Here is a 17408-nt window from a genome sequence, read left to right as displayed (position 1 = left end):
TAGGGCAAAGGCGCGGGTTGCCAGGTGCCGCGCCTTCGGCCCCTGGCTCGGTCGAGGTGCGTGAGCCACATGGAGCATCTCACTTTTATCGACCGAAAATGTCACGAACGCCTGCAGAAAAACGCTAACTGATCAGCATTGCGCGCAATGGCGGGCTTGGCGAGAAGAACGAGCGGGGGTTAACGCCCTTTTTTCTTGCGCCCTGGCTGGGCAAAGCGCTTGCGGCCGGCCGGCGCAGCGGCTTTGTCGGCGCCTTTCGGGCCGCCGGCGCTCGGCTTTTTCGCCGCGGCGGATTTGGCCGGGGCCTTCTTCGCCGGCTTGGCCTCGGACGAGGAGCCTTCAATCAGTTTGAACAGTTCAATCAGCTCGTCATCGGTCAGATCGCGCCATTCGCCCAGCGGCAAGCCTTTCAGGCTGACGTTCATGATGCGCGTGCGTTCCAGCTTGGTGACCTCGTAGCCGAAGTGTTCGCACATGCGGCGGATCTGGCGGTTCAGCCCCTGCACCAGCGTGATGCGGAACACGAAAGGCGCCTCTTTCTTCACCTTGCACTTTTTGGTCACCGTGCCCAGCATCGGCACGCCGGCGCCCATGCCGCGAATAAACTCGTCGGTCACCGGCTTGTTGACCGTCACCAGATACTCTTTCTCGTGATTGTTGCCGGCGCGCAGGATCTTGTTGACCAGGTCACCGTGGTTGGTCAGAAAGATTAGCCCCTGCGAATCCTTGTCCAAACGGCCGATCGGGAAGATGCGTTTGCTGTGGTTGACGAAGTCGGCGATGTTGTCGCGCTCGCCGTCTTCGGTGGTGGTGACGATGCCGACCGGCTTGTTCAGCGCGATCAGCACCAGATCTTCTTCATTGCGCGGTTCGATCAGCTGACCGTTAACCTTCACGACATCCCCGGCAAATACCTGAGCGCCGACGGTGGCGCGTTTACCGTTGATGAAAACGTTGCCCTGTTCGATGTATCGATCGGCGTCGCGGCGTGAGCAGATACCACTCTCGCTAATGTATTTGTTCAGACGAATGGATGAGTTAGTCAGCATGGGATCTCCGTAAAACGCGGACTATACATTACCCGAATGACGCTGCGAAGCGAATCGTTAAGGCTTCCGGCCGTGATTCACGTTAGACGTTAAGGTATAGATTCTTTTTTTAAGCGGGTTAGGATAATAAAACAATTCAGACAGCGATGAGTGAGCATTAGTCGATAGGGAGCCTCTGCGGTATACAGAGCCGCGTATAAGGAATGGGTAGCATGAAAAAATATGTGGTTCTATTCACGGCCTGCTTCCTGGGCGGCTGTCCGGGGCCTGGCGATAAGCTGACTCCGCGCTTCCCCGCCGTCGTCACTGCCAAAGATAACCATGTCTGCATTCTTTCTTCTATGAAGGCGGGGGATAATATTCGCTTCGTTCAGATTTATAGCGAATCAGGCGATAAGCTCATTAAAGCTATCGATAATGACGTTTTCTTCGTTGAGCCGGGGAGGTGCATGCCGGTATTCGACTATGCTTTTCGGCCAGGGAAGCGTTATTCCGTCGCCTACGATATACAGACACCCGAAGGTTCGCATTTGATTACCGCCGCATTCATGGTTGTCTCCGACGAACGGGGCAACCTGAGGGTTAACCATTAACGCATGTTCTTAGGTTTAGTTTGTTGGACTGCGTTAGGTTGTAGAATGAAAGGCTATGAAAAAACTTGCCCTGTTGCTCGCTAACGCATTGGCTGTTGTTGGGCTGGCTGTGCTGACAATAAAGCTTTTTCCTGCACCCAGGCTAAGCCAGAATCAAACCGCTTGGCTGATTGACGCCAGTGGGTTTTTCCATTTTAACGATACGGAATGGTTTGGTGCGCTCGTTTTTGGCGCGGTTTATCTGCTGGCCGGATGTCTGGAATGGCTCTTTATCCGCCAGGTTTTTCAGCGGGTGAGCTGCGGGCACCGCCACTAACTCTTATCACCGTTCCCCACCTTCACCACCCGGGTATTCAGCGGGGTGAGCGTTTGCCCGGCGCTGCCGATCGGCGTCAGGCGCGGGACGGGGCGGCCGCTGTCGCTTTCCACCAGCGTTGAGTGCGCCTCTCCCTCGGCGAACAGATGATCTTCCCCCCACTGGCGTAGGCCGACGATCACCGGAAACAGCGCGCGGCCTTTCTCGGTCAGCACATATTCCTGATAGGCGCTGCCGTCTGCGGCGGGCACGATCTCCAACACGCCGTGCGTCACCAGCGCGCGCAGGCGGGTGGCAAGGATGTTCTTCGCCATCCCCAGCCCTTTTTGAAATTCGCTGAAGCGGGTGACGCCGTCGAAAGCGTCGCGCACGATCAGCAGCGACCACCAGTCGCCAATCACATCCAGCGTGCGCGCCACCGGGCACGGCGCGTCTTCCAGGCTTTTACGTTTCACGGCGGTTATCTCCATCTGTATATTCTGGTTGCATTATAAAACCTCTACACCTAAAGTTCATTGAGTTTAATAATGAAACCAGATTGAGGTGTGCAATGAGCGACAAACTGCTGGATCCCCCCTGTGCGGTGCTGGGGCGCCTGCCGGCCACCCTGGTGCTGCTGTTGGCCGCCGCCAGCGCCTTCAGCGTGGCCAACGTTTACTATGCGCAGCCGCTGCTGGACGCTATTGCCCATGATTTTTCCATCAGCCTGGCGGCGGTCGGCATGGTGATCAGCGTGACTCAGTTGGGCTGCGCGCTGGCGCTGCTGTTGGTGGTGCCGCTGGGGGATCGGCTGAACCGGCATCGGTTGCTGGCGGGGCAACAGCTGGGGCTGATCGGCGCGCTGCTATTGGTGGGCTGGGCGCACAGCGCGCCCTGGCTGCTGGTAGGGATGTTGCTGGTAGGCTTATTGGGCACCGCCATGACGCAGGGGCTGATCGCTTACGCCGCAGCCCTGGCGGCGCCGCAAGAGCGCGGGCGGGTGGTCGGTGCGGCGCAGGGCGGAGTGGTGTTGGGGTTGCTGCTGGCGCGCACCCTGTCCGGCGCGCTGGCGGACGTCGGCGGCTGGCGCACGGTGTATTTCTTCTCTGCCGGGGTGACGCTGGTATTGCTGCCGATTTTGTCGCGCCTGCTGCCTGCGCCGCGCACCGCTCCCAGTACGCTGAGCTATCCCGCGCTGCTGCGTTCGATGCTGAGCCTGTTGCTGCATGACCGCACGCTGCAAATTCGCGGCATGTTGGCGCTGCTGATGTTCGGCGCTTTCAGCCTCTTTTGGAGTTCGCTGGTGTTGCCGCTGAGCCAGGCGCCGTTCAACTTCACCCATGCCGCGGTGGGGGCGTTCGGCCTGGTCGGCGCGGTGGGCGCACTGGCGGCGGTGCGCGCCGGGCATCTGGCGGATCGCGGGCTGGGGCAGGCGGCCAGCGGCGTGTGTCTGCTGCTGCTGACGCTGGCCTGGTTGCCGCTCGGTTTGCTCGGCAGCGGCCTGGTTTGGCTGGTGGCGGGCATCGTGCTGCTGGATCTGGCGGGCCAGGCGATCCACGTGCTGAACCAGAGCATGATCTTCCGCGCGCACCCGCAGTCGCACAGCCGGCTGGTGGGCTGCTACATGCTGTTTTACGCCGTCGGCAGCGGGCTGGGCGCCTTTGCCGGCACCCATATGTACGCCTGGGCGGGTTGGAGCGGCGTCTGCTGGCTGGGGGCGGGCGTCAGCCTGAGCGCGCTGCTGTTTTGGCGGCTGACGCTGCGCGGCATGCCGCCCTCAGCGACGGCGGTGGAGCAGTGAAAGCTGGAAGCCCAGCGCACCACACAACTGCTGAGGCGCGGTGAAGCCGCTTTCCGCCAGGAGGAGACGGCTGCGTGCCGCCGCCATCGGGTGCCAGTTGCGGCGGGTGCGTTCGATCACCTCCTGCGCCTGCGCCGCCGAATGCCCGGCGCTTTGCAGCCAGTGTTGGTAATGGCTGACGGGCAGGCCCTCCGGTTGATAGTCGAACAGCAGCAGCGGTGCAGCGGGGGAGAGGCGCTGCGCCAACTGCTGCAGGAAATCCAGTTTGGCGCCATCGTCGGCGATAAAGTGCAGCACCAATGAGCACACCGCCGCGTCGTGGCGGGTTTGCGGCGCTTGTTGCAGCAAGGTGGGCTGGAAGCTCACCCGTTGTGCGTAACCCGCGGCTTCGGCCTTGGCGCGCGCGGCCGCCAACATGCCGGCGGAGGGTTCCACGGCGCTGAAACGCCAGCTGGCGTTGGCGGCGGCCAGCGCCTCAAGTTCACTGCCGGTGCCGCAGCCGGCCAGCAACAGCGTGGCGTCATTCGGCAGCGTCTGCGCGAGCGTCGCCGTCAGCAGCGCCTGGGCAAACTGATAGCCGGGCACCAGGGTCAGAATACGGCGATCGTAGTCCGCCGCTGCGGCATCGGGGAAGCGTGTATCCGTTTGGTGTTGCATAACCTTCCTTGCCAAGTTCATTGAGAGAGACAAGGAAGGGTATGCTTAACTGATAATGAAATCCATTATCATTAATGAGTTCTGTGACGGGAAAGGCGGCGTTAGCGGGCCGGCGAATGCATCAGGTAATAATCTTCCTCGCCGGCGTTGCCGGTAGAGATGATGCGCCAGCCGTGTTTACGGTAGAACGCCAGCGCCTTTTCATTCTTCACCAGGCATTTCAGCGAGCCGGTGGCGGTGAAGGTAGCTTCCGCCGCCTGCAGCAGCGCACTGCCGACGCCGCGCGGCGGCTGATGGGGAGCGACATACAGGTTATGAATGAAGTTGTCTTCGCGGTAGACGGAGACGAATCCCAGCAGCACGCCGCCGTCTTCCGCCACCCAAATCGCTTCGCCCAGCGTCGCGCCGTCGAAATCTTCCAACTGATAGTTTGAGGTATCGCGCCAGCCGAACGCCGCCTTGCGCGACGCCAGGTACAGCGTGCGCAGGAAGGGGCGATCGGTCTCTTGGTAGGGTCTTATCTGCATGGCATCTCCCGGTGGTTTGTGCTCACTATAGCGCATTGCGCGGCGTATGCCCGCCGGGCAATTTATTCGCTTGTTTGTCCGCGCCGTCGCTGGCATGATCCCCTGCAGGGATTAACGCAACGTTGATCACAACCTATTGATTTTCATGACTCGGGGTGCCCTTCTACGTGAAGGCTGAGAAATACCCGTATTACCTGATCTGGATAATGCCAGCGTAGGGAAGTCACGGCCGCCCAGCCGGCGCCGCCTTCTTGAACGCCGGTTGGGAGGAATATGATCGCTCGACCTGATGGACTACCCGGCGCTCGCGCCGCGGCCTGTCTGACCCAATTCCAACAGCGGCCTCCGCTGATCCACTGCCTGACCAACGAAGTGGTGCAATCGCTGACCGCCAACGTGCTATTGGCGCTCGGCGCCTCCCCGGCGATGGTGGTGGAGCCGCAAGAGGCGGCGCAGTTCAGCGAGCTGGCCGACGGCCTGCTGATCAACGTCGGTACCCTCAATGTGCTGCGCGCCGAATCGATGCGGGCGGCGGTGGCCGCCGCCAATCAGGCCGGCAAGCCCTGGACGCTGGATCCGGTGGCGGTCGGCGCGCTCTCCTACCGCACCGCCTTTGCTAAACAGCTGCTGGACGAGAAACCGGCGGCGATACGCGGCAACGCCTCGGAAATCATGGCGCTCAGCGGGTTGCTGGCCAGCGGCCGCGGCGTGGACAGCGGCGACGATTCGCTGGCGGCATTGCCCGCCGCGCGTGAGCTGGCGCAGCGCAGCGGCGCGGTGGTGGCGGTCACCGGCGCGGTGGATTACGTCACCGACGGCCAACGCGATTGGGCGATCGAAGGCGGTTCCCCGCTGATGACGCGGGTGGTGGGTACCGGCTGCGCGCTGTCGGCGGTGGCGGCGGCGTTTTGCGCCCTGCCGGGCGATCGCCTGGACAACGTGGCGACCGCCTGCCGGGTGATGTCCCACTGCGGCGGCCTCGCGGCCAGACAGGCCGGCGGGCCGGGCAGCTTTACGCCGGCGTTCCTCGATGCCCTGTATCAGCTGCGCGGGGAGGATCTGTGATGAAACGCATTAACGCGCTGACCATCGCCGGCACCGATCCCAGCGGTGGCGCCGGCATTCAGGCCGATTTGAAGGCTTTCTCGGCGCTCGGCGCCTACGGCACCTCGGTGATCACCGCGCTGGTGGCGCAGAATACCCGCGGCGTGCAGTCGGTGTATTACATCGATCCGGCGTTCGTCGCCGCGCAGCTGGACTCGGTGTTCAGCGACGTGCGCATCGACAGCGTCAAGATCGGCATGCTGGCCAACGCCGACATCGTGCAGGCGGTGGCCGAACGGCTGCGCCATTACCGGCCGGAGTTCGTGGTGCTGGACACCGTGATGCTGGCGAAAAGCGGCGATCCGCTGCTGGCGCCGGAGGCGGTGGCGTCTATTCGGCGCGAGCTGTTGCCGCAGGTGTCGATCATTACGCCGAACCTGCCGGAAGCGGCGGCGCTGCTGGCGTGCGCGCCGGCGGAAGATGAAGCGCAGATGCGTGAGCAGGGGCGGGCGCTGCTCGCGATGGGCTGCCAGGCGGTGCTGATGAAGGGCGGCCACCTGAGCGAAAGCGAGAGCCCGGACTGGCTGTTTACCGCAGAAGGCGAGCAGCGCTTTACCGCACCGCGCGTCGCCACCCGCCACACCCACGGCACCGGTTGCACGCTCTCGGCCGCGCTGGCGGCGCTGCGCCCGCGCCATGCCGACTGGGCGGCTACAGTGGCCGCCGCCAAGGACTACCTGCAACAAGCGCTGCAACAGGCGGACACGCTGGAAGTGGGGCACGGCATCGGGCCGGTGCATCATTTCCATGCCTGGTGGTGAGTCAACTTTTTGCCGCAACCGTGGTCTGACTAGTTCAGGCCCGGTTTTATGGGCGAAACCTGATTTAACCTAGGGAGAAGGACTATGACGGGACACCAGGCGCTGCGTTGCGCCCTCTTCGGCGCACTGCTCAGCTTCAGCGCGGGCAGCTTTGCCCAGCAGATCGTCACCACGTCGGATTTGATTCAGCAGCCGGGGTATCAGGCCAGTTGGCAAAACATGGTGAAAGGCCAGGCGCGGATGCCGGGCTGGGCGCGCAAGGGCGTCGGCACCTCTACGCCGGCACAGAACCTGAACTGGAAGGGCAAAGAGTATCTGGTCGGCAACCTGTGCAAGCCGCACGACTGCGGCAACAACTTTTTGATCGTGGCGTTCAGCGCGGACAAATCCCAGGCCTGGGGCGTGCGGGTGGAAGTGGAAGATCGGCCGGAAGCCGTCGATCATCCGAAGAAATACGCCAAGTATCAGTGGCTCGGCAAGCCGGATGACGACATGAAAGCGCTGCTGAAGCAGCAGTTCGAGAACAATCCCGACTGGAAATGATCTGACCGGGGGCGCCGGTGATGGCGCCCCCGGCGTTGATCAGCCGATGCCGGCCTGATGCAGATCGTGCAGGTTGAGCGCCCCGACCAGCACGCCGTCCATATCGACCACTGGAGCCGCGCTGATGTGCTGTTCGTGCAGCGCTTCCAGCGCCTCGCCGGCGCGCCACTGCTCCGGCAGCCGATAGCCGGGGCGGGTGATCGCCGGGCTGAGCGGATCCTGCAGGCTGTTGCCCTTCACCAGCCAGCGGCGCAGGTCGCCGTCGGTAAATACGCCCACCACCCGCTGCTGTGCGTCGCAGACCGCCACTAACCCGAGCCCGGTGCGGCTCAGCTCCAGCATCGCTTCCATCACGTTGGCGCTTTCGCTCACGCGCGGCAGGCGATCGCCGGTGCGCATCAGGTGATGCACGCGGTTCAACAGGCGCGCCCCCAGGCTGCCGCCCGGGTGCGAGCGGGCGAAATCTTCCGCGTTGAAACCGCGCTGGCGCATCAGCGCCATCGCCAGAGCATCGCCCATCATCAGCGTGTTGACCGCGCTGGAGGTCGGCGCCAGCCCCATCGGGCAGGCTTCGCGCTCGACGCCGATATCCAACATGCAGGCCGCGGCCAGCGCCAGCGGCGACTCTTTGCCGCCGGTGATGGCGATCACCGGAATGCCATTCTCCGCCAATAGCGGCAGGATCAGATCCAGCTCTTTGGCGCGGCCGGAGTAGGAGATGAACACCACCACATCGTCGGCGCCGATCATGCCGAGATCGCCGTGCAGCGCCTCCGCCGGGTGCACGAAGAACGACGGTGTGCCGGTGCTGGCCAGCGACGCGGCGATTTTCTTGCCGATATGGCCGGATTTGCCGATGCCGGAAATTACCGCTTTGCCACGGCAGTTCAGCAGCAGTTCGCAGGCGCAGACGAAGTTGTCGTCCAGGCGCGCCAGCAGGCGTTGCGCTTCGGTCAGCTCGATCTCCAGCGTTTCGCGGGCGAAGGCGAGCAGGGCGTTGGCGTTACTCATCGGGGTCTCCTACCAGAAGGATATTGATGCCTTTCGCCTGCAGAGCGGCGAGGTAATCGGGGTTGATGTCTCGGTCGGTGATCAGCGTGTCGACGGCGCTGAGTTCGCACACCACGTTCGGGCTCTTGCGGCCGAATTTCGAGGAGTCTACCAACAGAATAATGCGGCCGGCGGCTTCGCACATCGCTTTGCTGACGTTGTGCACTTCGTTGAAAGTGGTGACGCCGGCGTTAAGATCGACGCCGTCCGCGCCGATAAACAGCTTGTCGAAACTGAACTGCTGAAACGCCGATTCGGCCAGGCTGCCGTGGAACGAGGCCGATTTTTTGCGGTAAGTGCCGCCGGGCATCAGGATGGTCTGATCGTTGTCCAGCTCCACCAGCGCGTTGACGATGGTCAGGCTGTTGGTCATCACCGTGATGTTATTGAACTGCGCCAGATGCGGCACCATCTGCAGCACCGTGCTGCCGGCGTCGAAGATCAGCGAGTCGCCGTCGGCGATCAGCGCCACGGCGGCGCTGGCGATGTGGCGTTTTTTCTCGGTGTTGATATGGGTTTTGCGGTCGATCGGCTGATCGCCGTCGTCGCGGCTGAGCACCACGCCGCCGTAGGTGCGGATCACCTCGCCTTCTTCTTCCAGCAGGGTGAGATCCTTGCGGATGGTGGTGCCGGTGGTGGAGAAATGCTCGGCCAGGGCGTCCACTGCCGTTTTGCCATGCCGCTGCAGATATTCAAGGATAGCGGCCTGCCGCTGCTTTGGTTTCATCGCGATTCCCGTTCACAAGAGTGGGGCATTTTCCCTCGCTGAATAATTCACTATGAAAGGTAATGCCTTTTAATGTGAAAATATCACGATTTGGGTTCAATCGCTAACGATAGTGCAGACTGGCATGCGCGATCCTCGGGGAAGATCACATCCGGGCGCAAATCCCGCTGATGCAAACCGTGCAATCTAGGCAGCGGGCGGGGCCGGGCGAAAACGGTCAGGCCGCGCAGCAACAGGCTGCCGCACACCCGCCGATCGGCGTCGAAGGCCAGCGCCAGCACCACTCGCGGGCGGAAACGGCCGCCGGAACGGCCGACGCCGACGGCGCCCAGTTGGCACAGGCCGTCGAAGGCGCGATTGAAGCGCTGCAGTTGCCACCAGCCGAAGGCGATTTGCAGCAGCCAGGCCAGCAGCGCGAAGGCGATCAGAGCTTGAGTCATGGGGTTCTCCTTAGGCCCCCTTCTGCCGAAGGGGGTGTCGATGGCGTCAGAACATCACCTGGCCGCCGGTGATGTTGATCGATTGGCCGGTGCAGTAAGAGGCCTTGTCGCTGGCGTAGAACAGCAGGGTGTTCAGCACGTCCTGGTAGTCGCATCCGCGCTTCAGCGGCACCTTGTCGATGTAGTACTGCTCCACCTGGTCCGGCGCGATGCCCAGTTTTTGCGCGTACTGCGGCAGCAGCGACTGGAACATCGGCGACTTCAGCAGGTTGCCGAGCATCAGCGAATGCACGGTAATGCCGTATTCCGCCAGATCGAGCGCCAGCGACTGCGTCAGCCCCACGCCGCCGAACTTGGCGGCGCTGTAGCCGGAGTTGTGCTTGCTGCCGACCTTGCCGGACTTGGAGTTGATCTGAATGATGCGTCCGGCGATGCCGTCGCGGATCATCAGGCGCGAGAACTCGCGGGCGCAGAGGAAATAACCCACCAGGTTCACCTGCAGCGAGCGATCGAAGTCGCCCAGCGGGAAATCGGTGATCGGCGCCGCCTTGGCGATGCCAGCGCTGTACACCAGCAGGTTGGCCTGGCCGAACGCCCGGTCAACCGCCGCCGCCAGCGCGATCACGCTCTGTTCGTCGGTGGCGTCGGCCTGAAAACCGCAGGCACTGCCTGCGCCAAACGCTTCGTTGATCTGCTGTGCCACCTGATTGGCATTGTCGGCGTTCAGATCGGCCACCGCCACCCGATAACCGGCCTGCGCCAGCCCGTGGGACAAAAAGGCACCTAACGTTTGGCCGCCGCCAATCACTACAGCTACTTCAGACATGGTCTACTCCTTATGCGATAAATGACAGCGTGCTGCCCAACGGGATATCGGTCGGCGTCGGGCCGGATACGTGGATCGAGCCGGGGAATTCGGCTTCGGCTTCGCCGTCGAAGCGCACGGTGATGTGGCCCAGCTCGCGCAGGTTCTGCGTGGCGACGCTGCCGACGGCGGTGATGGCGTAGCGCCGCTGCGCCAGCTCCATCACGCCGCCGACCTGCAGCTCACCGGCGGTCGCGCCGTGGCGGTGGATGAAGCAGAACTCTTCGATATCCGCCGGCGCGCCTTCACGGAAGGTGATCAGCATGTTGTCCAGCAACGCGTCGCGGGCGCAGCCGCCGATCTGCGTGATGGTGGTGTGAAAAATGGTGTGCATAAACGTCTCCCTGGAAATCAGCTTATTGATAAATGAAGGCCGAGGCGGCCCAGGCGATCAACACCGTCGGCGCGCCGGTCAGGAAGCGGCCGACCAGCACCGAAGGCACGCCGACCCGCACGGTGTCCTGCTTGGCTTCCGCCAGCGACAGGCCGACCGGAATGAAGTCGCAGGCGGCCTGCGCGTTGATGGCGAACAGCGCGGGCAGCGCCAGCTGCGGCGGAATATGGCCGAGGCCGATCTGCACCCCGACCAGCACGCCGATCACCTGGGCGATGACCGCGCCGGGGCCGAGGAACGGCGACAGCAGCGGGAATGAGCAGATCAGCGCCAGCGTCACCAGGCCGATCGGGCTGTTGGCGAGCGGCGTCAGGCCGTGAGCAATAAAGTCCCCGAGGCCGGAGGCCATGATGATGCCGATCAAGGCCGAGACGAACGCCATAAACGGCAGGATGGTCTTCAGCACGGTGTCGATGGTGTCGCGCCCGGCCTGGAAGAACACCGCCACCACCGATCCCATGCCCATGCCGACCTTCGCCAGCAGCCCGTCGCTTTGCTCGGTGATCTTCTTGCTGGTGTCGTAGTCGCGCGCCTTGGGCGGCGCTGCAACGGCGGCGGGCTGGCTATCTGCCGCTTCGATTCGACTGATGTTGTGGTCGCGTACGCCGGAGACATAGATGTCTTCGAGGATAAACTGCGCCAGCGGGCCGGACTGGCCGGTGGCGTGGATGTTGACCGTCGGAATGCGGCGTTTCGGATACAGGCCGCAGCGCAGGGTGCCGCCGCAGTCGATCACCGCCACCCCGATCTCTTCCGCCGGCGGCTCACCCTCTTTGAAGCCGTCGACGGCCGGCCAGCCGGTCAATTCGCTGAGGCGATCGACGATGGAAGGCCGGGTGCCGGCGGTGATGTACACCACTTTCTTGCCGGGCTCGATCGGCAGCTCCAGGGGGCCGCCCCAGCCGCTGGCGCCTTTTTCAATACGGATATAAGCACTCATGCTGCACTCCACGAATTAAAGTTGCACCTGGCGATCCAGACGGATGCCCATCTTGCGTTCGAACAGGCTGGTGGTCAGATCGGTGACCCAGCCACGGAAGAAGTTGGTGAACAGCCCCACCAGGAAATAGCTCACCGCCAGCGGGCCGAGCGGCAGGCCGAGGGTGGTCAGGCCGCTGGCGATGCCGAGGTAAACGAACAGCTCGCCGGGGTTGATATGCGGGAACAGGCCGTTCATCGAGTGGCAGCTGTAGGAGGCCGCCGCGTAGTAGCTCGGCTTGTATTTCTCCGGCATGAAGCGCCCCAGGCTGAGGGTCATCGGGTTGCAGAAGACAAAGGTGCCGATCAGCGGCAGCAGCAGATAACGCGAGATGGGGTTGCCCGCGCAGCGCTGCGCCAATCGTTCGATACGTTCCTGGCCAACAAATTTGATCAGCGCGTTCATGATAACCAACAGGCTGATCAATAAAGGTAAAATGCCGGTCACCATGCCGACAAACACTTCACCGCCTTTCTGAAACAGGCCGATAAACCACTCGGCGCCGTGGGTGATTAGCTCAATCATTATGTTCTCCTGTAATGGACTGATATGGCCTGGAGCGAACGGCGGCTCTGTCGCCATGGGCCTTACAGTAGTCACTTTGTTGGGCCATTTGTTTTAAATAGATCACAATTTGAAAGATAAATATTTTATTTTGAAAGTTTAAAGTGAAAGAAAGAGAAGGTTGTCGGCGTCGGGTTTAGGGGGGGCGGGCATAAAAAAGCCCGGCGAACCGGGCTTGAGGACAGGTGGTCCGTCACATCAGGCGATGGTGACCTTCTTGTCCAGGTAGGCGTCTTGCACGGCGTTGATCAGCGCCACGCCGTCTTTCATCGATTTCTTGAACGCCTTGCGCCCAAGGATCAGACCCATGCCGCCGGCACGCTTGTTGATTACCGCGGTGCGCACCGATTCCTGCAGATCGTTCTCACCGGCGGCACCGCCGGAGTTGATCAGCCCGGCGCGGCCCATATAGCAGTTGGCCAACTGGTAGCGCACCAGATCGATCGGGTGATCGGTGGTCAGCTTGGTGTAGACGCGATCGTCGGTATAGCCGAATTTCACCGCGCGGTAGCCGCCGTTGTTTTCCGCCATTTTCTGTTTGACGATGTCGGCGCCGATGGTGGCGGCGATATGGTTGGCCTGGCCGGTCAGATCGGCGCTGGAGTGGTAGTCCACGCCGTCCTTGTTGAATGCCGGGTTGCGCAGATAGGCCCACAACACGGTGACCATGCCCAACTCATGCGCGCGCTCGAAGGCGATCGAGATCTCTTCGATCTGGCGGCGTGACTGCTCGGAGCCGAAGTAAATGGTGGCGCCGACCGCCACCGCACCCATGTTGAACGCCTGCTCGACGCTGGCATACAGGGTCTGGTCGTACTGGGTCGGGTAGCTCAGCGTTTCGTTGTGGTTGAGTTTGACCAGGAACGGAATTTTATGCGCGTAGCGGCGCGATACCGACGCCAGCACGCCGTAGGTGGAGGCGACGCAGTTACAGCCGGCTTCAATCGCCAGCTCGACGATGTTCTTCGGATCGAAATACAGCGGGTTGGCGGCAAACGAGGCGGCGGCGGAGTGCTCGATGCCCTGATCGACCGGCAGGATCGACAGGTAGCCGGTGCCGGCCAGGCGGCCGTGGTTGAACAGGGTTTGCATCGAACGCAGTACGCTGTTGGGGCGGTTGTTATCGATCATTACGCGGTCGACGAAGTCGGCGCCCGGCAGGTAGAGATTCTCGGCGGGGATAGTGGTACAGCGGTGTTGCAGCAGATCTTCCGCTTCCTTTCCTAGCAACTGCACAATATCAGTCATGATTCACTCCCGATTAAGCTTCTTCATACACCGGCAATGCAAGGGTTTTTGACCACCGGCGCAGTAAAAAAGCGGTGATTGAAGCTGTAAAGCGATACTACCGAACTGGATCCGGCAAGGACAAACAATAGATGCGATTGAGAGGAAATGCCATTGGCGAGGCCAAATACGCGGGGACGATCGCCCCCGGCGTGCTAAACGATTGATTATTCGATCTCGAACCACTCGGTGTTCTGCAGGGCGATCGGGGTGATGGAGTAGATCATCTCCTGCAGGTGATCGTGGATGGCGCGCTCCGCCGCCTCGGCATCGCGCGCTTTCAGCGCCTCGTAGATGCGGTAGTGCTGCTTGATCAGGCTCTCCGGCGGCGAGACTTCGCTCAGGCTGAGGAAACGCACCCGATCCATGGTGGCCTTGATGGTTTCGATGGTCTCCCACGCCAGCGGGCAGTCGGCGAACTGGGTCAGCAGCTGGTGGAATTCGTCGTCCAGCGCCAGAAACTCGCGCGTCTGCCCATTCTGCGCCGCCAGCGCCTGGCGGTGCAGGTTATGCTCCAGCGTCATCAGCTGCGCCGGGGTGGCGCGCTCGGCCGCACGGCGCACGATGGCGCATTCCACCGCCTGGCGGATAAAGCGCCCGTCGGCCACGCGCTTGGCGGAGATTTTCATCACGAAAGTGCCGCGCTGCGGCAGGATCTGCACCAGGCCGGCCTCCGCCAGCTTGATAAAGGCTTCGCGCACCGGCTGGCGCGAAACGCAAAAGCGCGTGGAAATCTCTTTCTCGGACAACAGGGTGCCGGGGGGGATGGTGCAGTCGACGATATCCTTGCGCAGGAAGCGATAGATCTGCTGGTTGACCGGGACGTTGTTGGTGAGACTGTACGTTTCAGACATGGCGACAATCAGGCATCTGGCTGGAATTCGAATGCCACCATACTAGCAGATTATTGGTTGAGGGCGGGGGGATAAATCCACCCGCCGGGTAGGGTAACTCAGTGATGCCAATCCTGATATTCCTGCTTGCGCCGCCCCGGCGCGGTTTCCGGCATCAGGCTCAGGCCGATGGCCGACACCACGCCCAGCACTATCATGTAACCCGCCAGCCCGTAGTAGTGGCCGCCGGTCACCTGCAGGATCTTCACCGCCAACAGCCCGAGAATGCCGCTGCCGATCAGCGATCCTATCTGCCAGATCAGCGCGATGCCGCTGCAGCGCACACGGGTGGGGAACAGCTCCGGGAAGTAGGAGGCCTGCGGCGCATAGCACATGCTGTGGCCGAAGGTCAGCACCACGATCATGGCGATCTGCGTCACCCAGAAACTATCGAGGTTGATCGCCATAAAGAACGGCACGATGCACACCACCTGCAGCAGCGCGCCGGCGATGTATACCGGTTTGCGCCCCAGCCGATCGGAGAGGCGGCCCATCAGCGGAATGGCGAAAATCTCCAGCAGCACCGCCACGATCATCGCCTCCAGAAGAATGGTCTCGTTGAGGTGGTTGGCTTTGCCGTAGGCCAGCACGATCACCGTGAACATGGCGAAGGCGCAGGCTTCAATCAGCTTGGCGCACACCCCTTTGCCGATAAGGCCGGGGTAGCGGCGGGCCACTTCCACCACCGGCCGGCTCTCCACCGCCTTGGTGGCGCGGATCTGGGTAAACACCGGCGACTCGTCGATCTTCAGGCGAATAAACAGCCCGACGATCACCAGCAGCAGGCTGAGCAGGAACGGAATGCGCCAGCCCCAGTCCAGCATCTGCGCCGGCGACAGCACGGCGGTCAGCAGCGCGAACAGCCCCGATGGCAGCAGGAAACCGGCGGGCGCGCCGATCTGTACCCAGCTGGCGTAGAAGCCGCGCCGTGGCGGCGGCGCGTATTCGGCGGTCATCAGCACCGCGCCGGCCTGCTCGCCGCCGACGCCGAAGCCCTGCAGCACGCGGATAAAGATCAGCGCGAGCGGCGCCCAGATGCCGATCTGCTCATAGGTGGGCAGCAGGCCGATGCAGAAGGTGCCGAGGCCGACGATCAGGATGGTGATCACCAGCGCCTTCTTGCGGCCGACCTTGTCGCCTATGTGGCCGAACACGATGCCGCCCAGCGGACGTGCCAGGAAACCGACCGCGTAGGTGGCGAAGGCCGCCAGCGTGCTGATCAGCGGATCGGCGCTGGGGAAAAACAGCTGGCCGAAGAACAGCACCGCGGCGGTGCCGTAAGCGAAGAAATCATAGTATTCGGCGGCGGTGCCGATGGCCGAAGCGCTGGCAACGCGCCGCAGCAGCGGTTGATTGCCGGTATTGACGGCGTTATGCGTGGTGACGGTCATCGGAAACCTCCCGGTCGGTAAGCGGCAGAGCGGCGACGGCGGCTTTGGCCCCCAGGCTCAGCAGTTGATGATAAGCGTGGCTGACGGCGCGGACGAAGTCAGGCGAGTCGGGCAGATCCTGACCGAAGACGCTGTCGAGCTGCAGCAGCGCCAGGACGCGGGGCCGGCCTTCCTCGCTGCCGGCGACCAACGCGGCGATGGGGTCGCGCAGTGGATCGCTGATGTCGATCGGCGCGCCTTGCTCATCGCGGCCGCCGACGTAGCGCATCCAGCCGGCGACGCCCAGCGCCAGGCAGTCGAAGCGGCTGCCGCGCGCCAGATGCCAGCGGATCGCGTCCAGCAGCCGCTGCGGCAGCTTTTGCGTGCCGTCCATGGCGATCTGCGCGGTGCGGTGCTTCAGCGCGCGGTTGCGGTAACGCCGCAGCAGCGAGTCGGCATACTGCGCCAAATCGACGTTCGGCACCTGCAGGGTCGGCGCCTGTTCCGCCAGCATCAGGTGACGGGCGGCGCGGACAAAATCTGCGTCCTGCATGCAGTCGCCGACGTGCTGATAACCGGCCAGATAGCCGAGATAGGCGAGGAACGAATGGCTGCCGTTCAGCATGCGCAGCTTCATCTCCTCATACGGCAGCACGTCGCTCACCAGCTCGGCGCCGACCTTTTCCCAGAGCGGTCGCCCTTGGGGAAAGCGGTCTTCAATGACCCACTGGCTGAACGGCTCGCAGGCCACGCCGACCTCATCCTCGATGCCGCCCAACCAAGCATGGAGCTGGCCGCGGGCTTCCTGCGTCATCGCCGGCACGATGCGATCCACCATGGTGGAAGGGAAGGCGACCTCTTGACGCACCCAGTCGGCCAGCGCCGGATCCTGCCGTTGCGCCAGCTCGAGCAGCACCTGGCGCGTGACCCGGCCGTTGGCCGGCATATTGTCGCAGGACATCACGGCGAACGGCGGCAGCCCGCGTTCGCGGCGCAGGCGCAGCGCCGCCAGCAGCAGCCCCGGCGCCGACTGTGGCTGTACCGGGTGGGCGATATCATGTGCGATCGCCGGGTGTTCCGCCATCAGCCGGCCGCTGGCAGGGTGGTGGCAATAGCCCTTTTCGCTGATGGTCAGCGAGACGATGGCGATCTCAGGCTGCGTCAGGGCCGCCAGCACCGCCGCCAGCCCGTCGGTTTGCAGGTGCAGCGCCTGGCGCACCACGCCGATGACCCGGCCCCGCCAGCCGTTGTCGTCCATCTCCGCCACCGAGAACAGCAGGTCCTGTTGCCGTAGGTCGGCGATCTTTTGCTGGCCGTGCTGCATGCTGATTTCGCAGTAGCCCCAATCGCTGCCGTGCTCGCTGGCCAGCCTGTCGGCGTACATCGCCTGGTGCGCGCGGTGAAACGCGCCGAAGCCGATATGCACCATGCGCGGTTTCACGCGCTCACGTGCGTAGCCGGGCCGGATAATGGCGGCCGGCAGCGCGCTGTGGTCGGAAAGTCTCATGT

The 17408-nt window shown here is 62.9% G+C and carries 21 protein-coding genes and 1 riboswitch; of the genes, 6 read left to right on the top strand and 15 right to left on the bottom strand.

Annotation, left to right across the window (positions count from 1 at the left end; all coding sequences use genetic code 11):
- Nucleotides 1-179: 179 nt before the first annotated feature.
- Nucleotides 180-1049, bottom strand: coding sequence for a 23S rRNA pseudouridine(2604) synthase RluF (rluF, locus tag ACUTSC_RS23240; RefSeq protein ID WP_197768739.1), 870 nt, complete (start codon nucleotides 1047-1049; stop codon nucleotides 180-182).
- Between the two features lie 212 nt (nucleotides 1050-1261).
- Between rluF and ACUTSC_RS23235 the strand changes: the two genes are divergently transcribed.
- On the top strand, nucleotides 1262-1642 hold the full coding sequence (locus ACUTSC_RS23235; RefSeq protein ID WP_197768738.1) for a putative T6SS immunity periplasmic lipoprotein: 381 nt from the start codon (nucleotides 1262-1264) through the stop codon (nucleotides 1640-1642).
- A 55-nt stretch (nucleotides 1643-1697) separates the two neighbouring features.
- On the top strand, nucleotides 1698-1958 hold the full coding sequence (locus ACUTSC_RS23230; RefSeq protein ID WP_197768737.1) for a DUF1158 family protein: 261 nt from the start codon (nucleotides 1698-1700) through the stop codon (nucleotides 1956-1958).
- On the opposite strand, the gene ACUTSC_RS23225 is transcribed toward ACUTSC_RS23230, so the two are convergent.
- Entirely contained in the window at nucleotides 1955-2413 is a 459-nt protein-coding gene (locus tag ACUTSC_RS23225) for a winged helix-turn-helix transcriptional regulator (RefSeq protein WP_197768736.1), read from the bottom strand. The two genes, ACUTSC_RS23230 and ACUTSC_RS23225, sit on opposite strands and share 4 nt — an antisense overlap.
- 95 nt (nucleotides 2414-2508) lie before the next feature.
- On the opposite strand from ACUTSC_RS23225, the gene ACUTSC_RS23220 reads away from it, so the two are divergent.
- The gene (locus tag ACUTSC_RS23220; protein WP_197768735.1) at nucleotides 2509-3738 is read left to right on the top strand and encodes an MFS transporter; all 1230 of its coding nucleotides are present in this window, start codon (nucleotides 2509-2511) and stop codon (nucleotides 3736-3738) included.
- On the opposite strand, the gene ACUTSC_RS23215 is transcribed toward ACUTSC_RS23220, so the two are convergent.
- Together ACUTSC_RS23215 and ACUTSC_RS23210 are read right to left on the bottom strand one after the other, a co-directional pair.
- On the bottom strand, nucleotides 3715-4395 hold the full coding sequence (locus tag ACUTSC_RS23215; RefSeq protein ID WP_070913875.1) for a methyltransferase: 681 nt from the start codon (nucleotides 4393-4395) through the stop codon (nucleotides 3715-3717). The genes ACUTSC_RS23220 and ACUTSC_RS23215 overlap by 24 nt on opposite strands.
- Nucleotides 4396-4496: 101 nt before the next feature.
- Nucleotides 4497-4922, bottom strand: coding sequence for a GNAT family N-acetyltransferase (locus ACUTSC_RS23210; RefSeq protein WP_197768734.1), 426 nt, complete (start codon nucleotides 4920-4922; stop codon nucleotides 4497-4499).
- Between the two features lie 141 nt (nucleotides 4923-5063).
- Nucleotides 5064-5160: riboswitch (TPP riboswitch) on the top strand.
- 35 nt (nucleotides 5161-5195) lie between these two features.
- Between ACUTSC_RS23210 and thiM the strand changes: the two genes are divergently transcribed.
- From thiM to ACUTSC_RS23195, 3 genes are all read left to right on the top strand, one after another.
- Entirely contained in the window at nucleotides 5196-5987 is a 792-nt protein-coding gene (thiM, locus tag ACUTSC_RS23205) for a hydroxyethylthiazole kinase (RefSeq protein ID WP_197768733.1), read from the top strand.
- On the top strand, nucleotides 5987-6787 hold the full coding sequence (gene thiD, locus ACUTSC_RS23200) for a bifunctional hydroxymethylpyrimidine kinase/phosphomethylpyrimidine kinase (protein WP_197768732.1): 801 nt from the start codon (nucleotides 5987-5989) through the stop codon (nucleotides 6785-6787). Before thiM ends, thiD begins: the two co-directional genes overlap by 1 nt.
- 84 nt (nucleotides 6788-6871) lie before the next feature.
- Nucleotides 6872-7330, top strand: a complete 459-nt coding sequence (locus tag ACUTSC_RS23195; RefSeq protein WP_025303880.1) for an inhibitor of vertebrate lysozyme family protein — start codon at nucleotides 6872-6874, stop codon at nucleotides 7328-7330.
- A gap of 39 nt (nucleotides 7331-7369) precedes the next feature.
- Here the strand turns inward: ACUTSC_RS23195 and gutQ are convergent, their stop codons facing one another.
- The 11 genes from gutQ to ACUTSC_RS23140 all read right to left on the bottom strand — a co-directional run bounded on the left by gutQ (nucleotide 7370) and on the right by ACUTSC_RS23140 (nucleotide 17406).
- Nucleotides 7370-8341, bottom strand: coding sequence for an arabinose-5-phosphate isomerase GutQ (gene gutQ / locus ACUTSC_RS23190; RefSeq protein WP_107227825.1), 972 nt, complete (start codon nucleotides 8339-8341; stop codon nucleotides 7370-7372).
- Nucleotides 8334-9107: a glucitol operon DNA-binding transcriptional repressor SrlR gene (srlR, locus tag ACUTSC_RS23185; protein WP_033635559.1), complete on the bottom strand. Its 774-nt coding sequence runs from the start codon at nucleotides 9105-9107 to the stop codon at nucleotides 8334-8336. The genes gutQ and srlR overlap by 8 nt, the downstream gene beginning before the upstream one ends.
- A gap of 83 nt (nucleotides 9108-9190) precedes the next feature.
- Nucleotides 9191-9547, bottom strand: a complete 357-nt coding sequence (gene gutM, locus ACUTSC_RS23180) for a transcriptional regulator GutM (protein WP_141967260.1) — start codon at nucleotides 9545-9547, stop codon at nucleotides 9191-9193.
- A 46-nt stretch (nucleotides 9548-9593) separates the two neighbouring features.
- Entirely contained in the window at nucleotides 9594-10373 is a 780-nt protein-coding gene (gene srlD, locus ACUTSC_RS23175; protein ID WP_033648848.1) for a sorbitol-6-phosphate dehydrogenase, read from the bottom strand.
- Between the two features lie 10 nt (nucleotides 10374-10383).
- Entirely contained in the window at nucleotides 10384-10746 is a 363-nt protein-coding gene (gene srlB / locus ACUTSC_RS23170) for a PTS glucitol/sorbitol transporter subunit IIA (protein WP_021504438.1), read from the bottom strand.
- A 22-nt stretch (nucleotides 10747-10768) separates the two neighbouring features.
- The gene (srlE, locus tag ACUTSC_RS23165) at nucleotides 10769-11746 is read right to left on the bottom strand and encodes a PTS glucitol/sorbitol transporter subunit IIB (protein ID WP_102984283.1); all 978 of its coding nucleotides are present in this window, start codon (nucleotides 11744-11746) and stop codon (nucleotides 10769-10771) included.
- 15 nt (nucleotides 11747-11761) lie between these two features.
- Nucleotides 11762-12310 (bottom strand): PTS glucitol/sorbitol transporter subunit IIC, encoded by a 549-nt coding sequence (srlA, locus tag ACUTSC_RS23160; RefSeq protein WP_197768731.1) that lies wholly within the window; start codon nucleotides 12308-12310, stop codon nucleotides 11762-11764.
- Nucleotides 12311-12547: 237 nt separating this feature from the next.
- Nucleotides 12548-13597 (bottom strand): class I fructose-bisphosphate aldolase, encoded by a 1050-nt coding sequence (gene fbaB, locus ACUTSC_RS23155; RefSeq protein ID WP_033644067.1) that lies wholly within the window; start codon nucleotides 13595-13597, stop codon nucleotides 12548-12550.
- Between the two features lie 206 nt (nucleotides 13598-13803).
- Nucleotides 13804-14490, bottom strand: a complete 687-nt coding sequence (locus ACUTSC_RS23150) for a GntR family transcriptional regulator (RefSeq protein WP_025303872.1) — start codon at nucleotides 14488-14490, stop codon at nucleotides 13804-13806.
- Nucleotides 14491-14588: 98 nt separating this feature from the next.
- Nucleotides 14589-15920: an MFS transporter gene (locus ACUTSC_RS23145; RefSeq protein ID WP_197768730.1), complete on the bottom strand. Its 1332-nt coding sequence runs from the start codon at nucleotides 15918-15920 to the stop codon at nucleotides 14589-14591.
- On the bottom strand, nucleotides 15901-17406 hold the full coding sequence (locus ACUTSC_RS23140) for a mannitol dehydrogenase family protein (RefSeq protein ID WP_197768729.1): 1506 nt from the start codon (nucleotides 17404-17406) through the stop codon (nucleotides 15901-15903). Before ACUTSC_RS23140 ends, ACUTSC_RS23145 begins: the two co-directional genes overlap by 20 nt.
- Nucleotides 17407-17408: the final 2 nt, after the last annotated feature.

This window comes from Serratia sp. TSA_105.2, assembly GCF_052692115.1.
Note: the sequence above shows the minus strand (reverse complement) of the source record. Positions and strands in the feature narration are given on the sequence as shown.